This is a genomic window from Streptomyces sp. NPDC001156, assembly GCF_053598275.1.
Genome location: NZ_JBSFJX010000287.1, coordinates 1 through 8,413, shown reverse-complemented (window position 1 = coordinate 8,413; position 8,413 = coordinate 1). Strand labels below are relative to the sequence as shown.

General features: G+C 67.5%; 9 protein-coding genes and 3 pseudogenes. 4 read left to right on the top strand and 8 right to left on the bottom strand.

What is annotated here, in order from left to right; genetic code table 11:
• The first annotated feature begins 564 nt into the window (after positions 1-564).
• Positions 565-699 carry a hypothetical protein gene (locus ACWDA7_RS47670; protein ID WP_450613801.1) on the top strand — a complete coding sequence of 45 codons (135 nt, stop codon included), beginning with the start codon at positions 565-567 and terminating at the stop codon, positions 697-699.
• Between the two features lie 141 nt (positions 700-840).
• Here ACWDA7_RS47670 and ACWDA7_RS47665 read toward each other — a convergent pair whose 3' ends face one another.
• Entirely contained in the window at positions 841-2,133 is a 1,293-nt protein-coding gene (locus ACWDA7_RS47665; RefSeq protein ID WP_450613799.1) for an FAD-dependent monooxygenase, read from the bottom strand.
• A gap of 137 nt (positions 2,134-2,270) precedes the next feature.
• Positions 2,271-2,486 carry a hypothetical protein gene (locus ACWDA7_RS47660; protein WP_450613797.1) on the bottom strand — a complete coding sequence of 72 codons (216 nt, stop codon included), beginning with the start codon at positions 2,484-2,486 and terminating at the stop codon, positions 2,271-2,273.
• 416 nt (positions 2,487-2,902) lie between these two features.
• On the opposite strand from ACWDA7_RS47660, the gene ACWDA7_RS47655 reads away from it, so the two are divergent.
• Positions 2,903-3,520, top strand: a complete 618-nt coding sequence (locus ACWDA7_RS47655; protein WP_450613795.1) for a TetR/AcrR family transcriptional regulator — start codon at positions 2,903-2,905, stop codon at positions 3,518-3,520.
• Between the two features lie 92 nt (positions 3,521-3,612).
• Here ACWDA7_RS47655 and ACWDA7_RS47650 read toward each other — a convergent pair whose 3' ends face one another.
• Positions 3,613-3,777, bottom strand: a complete 165-nt coding sequence (locus ACWDA7_RS47650; protein ID WP_450613794.1) for a hypothetical protein — start codon at positions 3,775-3,777, stop codon at positions 3,613-3,615.
• 428 nt (positions 3,778-4,205) lie between these two features.
• On the bottom strand, positions 4,206-4,652 hold the full coding sequence (locus ACWDA7_RS47645) for a LexA family protein (RefSeq protein WP_450613802.1): 447 nt from the start codon (positions 4,650-4,652) through the stop codon (positions 4,206-4,208).
• A 57-nt stretch (positions 4,653-4,709) separates the two neighbouring features.
• On the opposite strand from ACWDA7_RS47645, the pseudogene ACWDA7_RS47640 reads away from it, so the two are divergent.
• Positions 4,710-5,794 (top strand): annotated as a pseudogene (locus ACWDA7_RS47640) (integrase core domain-containing protein).
• A 213-nt stretch (positions 5,795-6,007) separates the two neighbouring features.
• On the opposite strand, the gene ACWDA7_RS47635 reads toward ACWDA7_RS47640, so the two are convergent.
• On the bottom strand, positions 6,008-6,388 hold the full coding sequence (locus ACWDA7_RS47635; protein ID WP_450613792.1) for a PIN domain-containing protein: 381 nt from the start codon (positions 6,386-6,388) through the stop codon (positions 6,008-6,010).
• A complete protein-coding gene (locus ACWDA7_RS47630; RefSeq protein ID WP_450613790.1) occupies positions 6,385-6,663 on the bottom strand; it encodes a hypothetical protein in 279 nt (92 codons plus the stop codon). Before ACWDA7_RS47630 ends, ACWDA7_RS47635 begins: the two co-directional genes overlap by 4 nt.
• A 108-nt stretch (positions 6,664-6,771) precedes the next feature.
• Between ACWDA7_RS47630 and ACWDA7_RS47625 the strand changes: the two are divergent.
• Positions 6,772-6,918, top strand: a pseudogene (locus ACWDA7_RS47625) (IS256 family transposase); the annotation flags it as partial.
• Positions 6,919-7,085: 167 nt separating this feature from the next.
• On the opposite strand, the gene ACWDA7_RS47620 reads toward ACWDA7_RS47625, so the two are convergent.
• Positions 7,086-8,171 carry an integrase core domain-containing protein gene (locus tag ACWDA7_RS47620; protein ID WP_450613788.1) on the bottom strand — a complete coding sequence of 362 codons (1,086 nt, stop codon included), beginning with the start codon at positions 8,169-8,171 and terminating at the stop codon, positions 7,086-7,088.
• 23 nt (positions 8,172-8,194) lie between these two features.
• Positions 8,195-8,413, bottom strand: a pseudogene (locus ACWDA7_RS47615) (hypothetical protein); the annotation flags it as partial.

Here is an 8,413-nt window from a genome sequence, read left to right as displayed (position 1 = left end):
GGTCGGCACGTGAGGCCCCTCGGTCGGATCTTTCTGTCGCAAGATCGTTCCTACCAGGGGCCTTACGGCTGCGCGGACTTGGCGACGGCAGCGGCGCAGCACAGCCCAGTGATCACAGCGAGCGACGACCGGTTACCGGGAAAGGCTCAGTGGGACCCGGGTGGCCTGACTCCGCCCCGCTGATGGGCGCTCAGACCACGATCCTGATTGTGGGATTGATCAACACGCCGAGCGTGTGGGCCCAGGCGGGGAGGCGGACCGAACCTGCGACAGCGACACCCGCTTTAGGAGTTCGATTCAGTGCGTGTCTCGACTCTGGCTGGACGCCTTCCCTCCACGCCGCAAGGGCCATACGCGGTCGCGGCGATGTGGGCTCGTCCGCTGCTGTTGATGTCATCTGTGGATGTCAGGACGTCCCTCGCATACGCACCCGTCCCTCCTCCGGGCGCGCGGCGGTCACGCGCTCAGCGTCTGACGCCTTCTCATGGGCGCGCAGGCGCGGCATGCTCTGCGTACCTATGCCCCTGCTGCCTGGGCCGGGCGGTCACCTGCAAGGGGGAAGCCATGGCGGCACCGACGCCATCGAAAGCCCGCACCACTGCCTGGATCGGGCTCACGCTGCTCGGGCTGTTCTTCCTTTTCGCCCCGGTCATGGACATCATCGGGACGCACGCTCACGGCCTGCCCGCCCGTCCCTAACTGGGTACGGGCCCGGTCACCGGGAACGCGGCGCTGAATTCCAGTATGTCGGCGACCGGTTCGCGGGGCTACTTCCTTTCGCAGTTACCCACGCTACGCACACCATGAACCTGCTCTGTCGGTCCTCTCGGGGCGGCCCGCTCAGTTACCGGGTGCGCCGGGACGGGATGCTGAGACGCTCCGCAGGGACCCGCCGCCCGCCGATCGCTCGTCGCCGCTCCAAGGCCGCTGCCGCGCTCCCGTGTACTCGCCTCGTCGGCGGGCGAGGTACCAGCGTCGGCCAGTGGCGAAGGCGCGCCGTGCTCCGCGTACGGCGGTGATCTGGGTGGCGAGGTGGAGTTGGTGGTGCCAGGGGCTCTGACCGGCGTGGCGTACCGACATGGCGTGCGCGAAGGCGACCGCATCGCGGTCGAGGTACTGGTCCACGTGCTCGAACCACGCCATGCTCGTACGGGCTGCTGCCTGCACCGGATGGAGTTCCGCGCGGCGATGGAGGTCGTACTCCCGCAGCGCGCCCTGGACGTCCAGGTACTCGCGCAGGCTGTGGGCGAGGACGACTGCGTCGATGATCGCCAGTCTGGTGCCTGACCCCAGCGTGAAGTGGGTGGTGTGGGCGGCGTCGCCGACCAGCACCGTCGTGCCGTCGTACCAGCTGTCGTTCGTCACGTGCGCGAAGCGCTGCCAATGCGCCGGTGCACCCCGTGATTGGCTGATCAGGCGGTGGCCGTCGAGCGCGCGTTTGAAGATGCCCTCCAGCAGCTGCACTCCCTCATCGTCGCCGAGCAGGTCGAGTCCGAGAGCTTTCCAGGTTTGCGGTGAGCATTCGACGATGCAGGTGCTGATTCCCGCGACCGAGGGATAGGCATGAAACCAGATCCATCCGGCGGATGTCCGCTCGAAGCTGAACACGAAACTGCGAAACGGCTGTTCCGTGCCGAGCCAGATGTAGGGATTGAGACCGACCTCGACGCGCGTGCCGAATTCCTTGTGATGGCCCCGGATCCGGCTGTTCGCGCCGTCGGCGGCAACGACAAGGTCCGCCTGGGGAAGCGCCGAGGGCTCCGCAACGTGATGGCCGTACTGGACGTCGACGCCGAGCTGTGAGGCACGGCGCGCCAGGATGTCGAGCAGGGCCGATCGGCCAATGCTGTAGCCGTAACCTCCGAAGTAGGCCGTCTGCTCGCCGTTGAGGCCGTGCACGCGCACTTCCTGGTCCTGCCACAGCACGGACCTCGCGGCGATCTCTCGCGCACTTTCGGGATCGTTACAGTAGAGGACGTCCAGCAGGTCGTCCCAGTACACGACACCCCAGCCGTAGGTAGCCGCCGACGGATCGCGCTCCAACACGGTGACCTCGTGTCCGGCATCGCGCAACTTGGCCGAGATCGCGAAGTACAACCCCGCGGGCCCCGCACCGACGCACACGACTCTCACCGCTACTCACCGCCCCGACTGTCGGCCGGAGGGACGCCTGCCACTCAAGAAGGGTCCGGATGCCCCAGAAGCCCGGGCATCCGGAGGCAGCACTCACACACTGTCGGCTGTTGATCGGTAACTCACTGTGCTAAAGCTCAGTGGTAATAGCCGCCGTAGCCGCCGTAGCCGCCGTGGTCACCCCAGCCCCAGCCGCCGTCTCCCCAGCCCCAGCCGCCGTCTCCCCAGCCCCAGCCGCCGTCGTGGGAGGAGACGGAGGCGACGGAGGACGATGGGGTGGAAGCGGCCGCGCTGACAGCGCCGGCACCGGCCGCGACGGCGAGGATGGGCGCCGTGCAGACCACAACGGCCATGCGCCGAATCCTGGTCCTGTTCGCACGCATGATGATGCCCCCTTCTGGGGGTCGAGAAAAAGATCTCCGGCGTCCAAAGAGGACGCCTCGACGCACCAGATCCTGCGCGCAGGTCTGGTGCACGATGATCCACCCGTCGGGAGTGTGCGTCGCAGCGCTTTCCCGTGGGGCTCGCGGGATCTTACTATTGAGTACAAGAGGACTTCTAATGATACGAAACGCCTCGTACCGCCAAAATAGGGTCACTTCTCGGGCAAAGTCAACGGGTGCGCGTCAGTGGCTCACCAGGGAGGCTCACGGTGGGAACTCCCAAGCAGCGCAACGGCCGGCAAGACCCTTCGGCTCCTGAGCACGCCGACCAGCGCAACTGCATCGCGCCTCGCTCCAGGCGGCGGCGCAGGGAGTCTCACGAAGCCGTGGTCCGTGCCACGAAAGACCTGCTCAGCGAGGTCGGATATCAGCGACTTTCCTTCGAAGGCGTCGCACGGCGGGCCGGAGTCAGCAAGGCGACGATCTATCGGTGGTGGCCGAACAAGGCAGCGCTCGTGATCGAGGCCCTCAGCGGTGACGTCCCACTTCCTCCCATCCATGCAACCGGCGATCTGGAAGCCGACCTACGCACCGCCGTCCGGCTCACCATCGATCTCGTCTCCGCCATGCCCACCTGCCTGATCCTCCCGGCGCTGCTCGCCGATGTGATCGAGGATCCCACGGGTACCGGAGCCTTCGCCGACCTCATCGAACCGCGCCGCGCGTCGGTCGTGGAACTGCTGGAGCGGGCCCGCCTCGAAGGCCGGCTACCGCTAGACACCGACACGTCGCTGATGGTCGACATCTATTCCGGAACTATCGTCTACCTGGCCGCGGTGAGCCGCGAACCGCCCGCCGAGGCAGTGATAGACCAGATCGTCAGCCTCCTCCTGCACGGCAGACTCCCAGCCCGCAAGCCCTCCCGCGACGACCAGCCCGGCCGCGGTGGCCTGCCTGAGGCTGGTGTGGCGTCAACGCCCGCGGCTCGAATGCGAGCCCCGTAGGCAAGTCGCACTGCTTCTACCTGGACCAACACCCCGTCATCATCCACGGCAGCGCTGCATTGCCAAACACTTCCGCCAGGACAAAACGCTCTTTAAGTCACCCGTTCGGCGACCAAGGTGAAGCTCAGGTAGCAGTCCTCGCCGTAGTCGTTGCCTCCGTCGATCTCCTGGACGATGTGGTCGGCAGCCTCCAGGGTCGTCTTGAACGCGTTGCCCCTTGCCCGCTCCGTCTTCTTCGTGCTGAGTACCTTCGCCATGGTTCCTCTGCCCTCGCTGCGGCGGGCCAAGAAGGTAGCTGCCCGCACTGACAACCAGGCAGGCGCACGGAGGGCGCTCAGGGGGCGAGAAGTCACTCGCCCCTCACTCGGGACCCGTGAGTGAGAACGACAAAGAGCCAGACCCAGCGAGACTAGGTCCGGCTCTTTGTTTATCTGACACTTCGGCTGGTCAGCGGCTTGATCACGCTGTTCCGGCTTCTGTGCCCCCGGCAGGATTCGAACCTGCGCACACGGCTCCGGAGTGAATGCGTCGATCACTCCGCATAGCTCTCTGACCTGCGGCGATGTCCATCGAAGGGCGCCAGCGACACAGACTGTGTCGGAGGTGTGTCGGACGCATTGGCGCAGCTGACCGGGTCTGTACCTGAGGCGGCTCGGACCACTGTCGGGAAACCCCGCCGCTCCATCTATCGTGGCAGCGAGATGCCTCGGCCTCTACCGCGGCGCACGCTCCGGTCGATGGCCCCAAGCTGTTCCATCCTGTCGAGCTGGTAAGCCACGGACGACTTGCTCGATAGGCCAACGATTTGACCGATCTCCCGCACCGAGGGTGTCTCTCCGTACTCGGCGATCCAGTCCCTGATGCACTTCAGGATTCGTTCCTGACGCTCGGTTAGGTGATCGTTCACGACACCTCTTCCTTCCGAGAGCGGCCTGCCGGCGCAGTTCCACCTTGGCCGCCGGTGATCGGCCGGCCTGCGTGTGCCAGTACGGACGAGAACGGACAGCCGATCCCGGGCGCGAGCCTGGACGTGTGGCAGAACGCCGACACGGGCTTCTACGCCGTGCAGCAGCCAGGCCTCCAACCGCCGACGAACCTGCGCGGCGTGTACCTGTGCCGTTCGGAAACTCATCGCTGCTGCTCGGAGCGGGTCTGGCACGCCACGATGGGCTCCTGGAACCCTGTGCGGGTGATCGTCTCACTGGTGTACCAGGTGACGCGGAAGCTGCTCTCCGTCCCGGCGGTGCTGCTGCGCCGGGACGCGACCAAGGACGCAGAACTGTTGGTTCTCCGGCATGAGAACGCGGTGCTGCGCAGGCAGATCAAGGGATCGGTGCGATACGAGTCGGCGGACCGGCTGTGGTTCGCGGCGTTGTCTGCGCTGATCCCGCGGCGTCGGTGGGCGCGCGTGTTCCCGGCGACGCCCGCGACCGTGCTGGCGTGGCACCGCAGGCTGATCGCCAGGAAGGGGGACTTCAGCAAGCGCCGGAGCAGGCCGGGCAGGCCGCCGACCGTGCGCGGTGAAGGCGTTGGTGCTGCGGCTGGCCGAGGAGAATCCGCGGTGGGGCTGCCGTCGGATCCAAGGTGAACTCGTTCGTCTGGGGCATTTCGATCGGCGCCACGACGGTCTGGGAGATCTTGACGGTGGCCGGCATCGATCCGGCCCCGCGCCGCGACGGGCCGACGTGGCGCGAGTTCCTGACCGCGCAGGCCCAAGGCATCATCGCCTGCGACTTCGTCCACATCGACCTGGTCGATCTGCGCCGGGTGTACGCCTTGGTCTTCCTCGAGCACGGTACACGCCGACTCCACATCGCCGGCGTAACCGCCCGTCCCACAGGGGCCTGGACGATGCAGCAGGCAAGAAACCTCGCCGTCGAGCTGGGCGTGCGGGTCGACTCGCTGCGCTTCCTTCTCCGCGAGCGGGACGCGAAGTACACCGAGTCCTTCGACGCGGTCTTCGCAGCCGACGGCATCGAGGTCCTGCGGACCGCGCCGCGCGCCCCCCGGATGAACGCGCACTGCGAACGGGTCATCGGCACCCTACGGCGCGAGGCCCTCGACCACCTGTTGATCTGGAGCGAGGCCCACGCCCGACAGCTCGTGGACGCCTACGCCCGGCACTACAACAGCCATCGCCCGCACCAGGCCCGGGGGCAACTCCCACCCCTCGCCCACGAGCACCCAGCGCACCCGACCGACCTGGCCGCGCCTCGACTCCTACGCACCCGAATACTCGGCGGCGTGATCAACGAGTACAGATATGCGGCCTGACCAGCAGCGACGAGTTTCCGAACGGCACAAGATCGCCCGCCTTGACATACGCCGACACGACCGCCTCGGCGGAGTGGTCCACGAGTACCAACACGCCGCTTGACCTGCACGGACGTGATTCTCGGCACGCACAAGGAGACGCCGACCAGCTCGGCCGGATCGTGCTCATTCACCGCTTCGGCCGGGAGTGCGCGTATCTGCTCCTCGATCTCGTTATGCGGATGGGCCGGGGTCGAGTGGGGTGATCGGGGTGTTGTCGTACAGCTCGGGTTGCAGCGACAGCACGGGGCGGCCGTGCGGCCATGCGGCCGAGGGTAGGGCCATGGTTACGGCGTGGCCGATCCGCCAGTCGGCGGCCACTGCCCCAGCAGCGACGGCGCTGTCGGGGTCGAAGGGCTCGATGACGAACAGCTCGCGGGCGCCGACGTAGGCGCCGACGCCGCGCTTCTCGCGCTCGGCGGCGTACAGCGACAGCGCGGGCACGTGCAGGCTCCCCTGCCCGCGGCCGGCTTCGACGTACAGGCCGAGCAGCACGGGATGGGCCTTGTGCAGGGCCAGCAGTGCGGTGTGGTCCAGGACGACGGCGGTGCTCACGCAGCCGCGCCCCGCTGTCCGCCGTCCTGGTGCGCGGCGATGCGGTCCCACAGCGCCTTGCCCGCGGCCTCGTCTTCGGCGGTCACCGTGACGCCGAGCGTCGTCTCGAGGTCGGCCTTGGCCCGCTGGGCGCGCGCCTCCAGCTCCTCCGCGGTCGGCGTCGCGCCGGCCAGCTCCTCGATCAGCTCGCCCATCGTCAAGCCCCGCTCGGCAGCCAGCTTCCGCAGCCGGTCCCGGGCCGCTTTTGTGGTTTGGATCGTCGTCGTCTCCGCCATAGCATCACTATAGCGGGGTGGTGTCGCCGGGTGGAACTGGTTCGGCCGCGGCGCGGACGAGGGGTCTGAACGGTCAGCGGTGGATCTTCGAACATGAAGTAACACCCGATGACAGACGTGACTGTGTCGGCTGAGGCCGTAGAGGAAGCGCAGCCGGCAGGGATGAAGCCGGATGCGCTGGCCGACCAGCTGATCGGCCGGCTGGTGGACCGGGCGAAGGCCGACGGGATCAAGCTGACCGGCGAGGGCGAGCTGCGTAGCGCCGCCGGCGGCTCGGGGGCCCGCTCGCCGTCGAGGACCACGGCCGCCTGGGCGAGGATCGGGATGTGCCGGAGGTTGACCACCAGCCAGGTCGGCGCGTCCCACTTTCCGCCCGGGGCCTGTCCGACGGCCTGTGCCGTTCGGAAACTCGTCGCCGCTGGTCAAGCCACGTATCTGTACTCGCTGATCACGCCGCCCAGCACTCGGGTGCGTATGAGCCGATCAGGGGTCAAGTTGGCCACAGGCAGAGGGTGCTGCTGGGCGAGGGGCGGGAGTTGCCCCCGAGCCTGATGCGGACGATGGCGGTTGTAGTGCCGGGCATAGGCATCAAGGACCTGCCGGACATGGGACTCGTTCCAGACCAACAGGTGGTCGAGCACCTCGCGCCGCAGGGTTCCTATGACCCGTTCACAGTGCGCGTTCATCCGAGGAGCTCGCGGCGCGGTCCTCACAACCTCGATGCCGTCGGCCGCGAAGACCGCATCGAAGGACTTGGTGTACTTCGCATCCCGGTCGCGGAGCAGGAAACGCAGCGAGCCGACCCGCATGCCCAACTCGACGGTGAGGTTTCTCGCCTGCTGCACCGTCCAGGATCCGGTGGGATGCGCGGTCACTCCCGCGATGTGCAGCCGACGTGTGCCGTGTTCGAGGAACACCAGCGCGTCTACCCGCCGCAGGTCGACCAGGTCGATGTGGACGAAGTCGCAGGCCATGACGCCCTCGGCTTGCGCGGTCAGGAACTCGCGCCACGTCGGGCCCCTTCGGCGTGGCGCGGGATCGATGCCCGCCGCGGTGAGGATCTCCCAGACCGTCGTCGAGCCGACCGGATGCCCGAGGCGTACGAGTTCGCCCTGGATCCGTCGACAGCCCCAACCCGGATTCTCCTTGGCCAGGCGCAGCACCAGCGCCTTCACCGCGCTTGCGGTCGGCGGCCTGCCGGGCTTGCTGTGGCGCTTGCTGTAGTCCCACTTCCTGGCGATCAGCCTGCGGTGCCATGCGAGCAGGGTCGCGGGCGTCACCGGGAACACCTGCGCCCACCGGCGCCGGGGAACCAGCGAGGACAGCGCTGCGAACCACACTCGATCGGCCAGCTCATACCGCAGCGGGCCCGAAAGTTGCCTGCGCAGCACCGCGTTCTCGTGCCGGAGAACCAACAGTTCTGCGTCCTTGGTCGCGTCCCGGCGCAGCAGCACCGCCGGGACGGAGAGCAGCTTCCGAGTCACCTGGTACACCAGTGAGACGATCACCCGCACAGGGTTCCAGCAACCCCTCACAGCGCGCCAGACCCACTCCGAGCAGCAACGATGAATTTCCGAACAGTACAGGACTCGGCGGCATCCACGATGTCGCGGGATCGGGCGCACTCCTCGTGCCAGATCGCGAACGCCTCGGAGGGGTCTGCGGTGTCGACGTCGAAAGCGCCGCCGTCGCTTCGGGGCCAGTGCACGTCGCTGTGCTCGCCGTTCAACACGTTCCGGAACCAGGTCCG

Excerpts from the sequence above, each read along its gene's own strand:
- ACWDA7_RS47670 (WP_450613801.1), top strand. The coding sequence starts at position 565 with ATGGCGGCACCGACGCCATCGAAAGCCCGCACCACTGCCTGGATCGGG.
- ACWDA7_RS47660 (WP_450613797.1), bottom strand. The coding sequence starts at position 2,486 with ATGGCCGTTGTGGTCTGCACGGCGCCCATCCTCGCCGTCGCGGCCGGT.
- ACWDA7_RS47650 (WP_450613794.1), bottom strand. The coding sequence starts at position 3,777 with ATGGCGAAGGTACTCAGCACGAAGAAGACGGAGCGGGCAAGGGGCAAC.
- ACWDA7_RS47645 (WP_450613802.1), bottom strand. The coding sequence starts at position 4,652 with ATGAGTTTCCGAACGGCACAGGTACACGCCGCGCAGGTTCGTCGGCGG.
- ACWDA7_RS47630 (WP_450613790.1), bottom strand. The coding sequence starts at position 6,663 with ATGGCGGAGACGACGACGATCCAAACCACAAAAGCGGCCCGGGACCGG.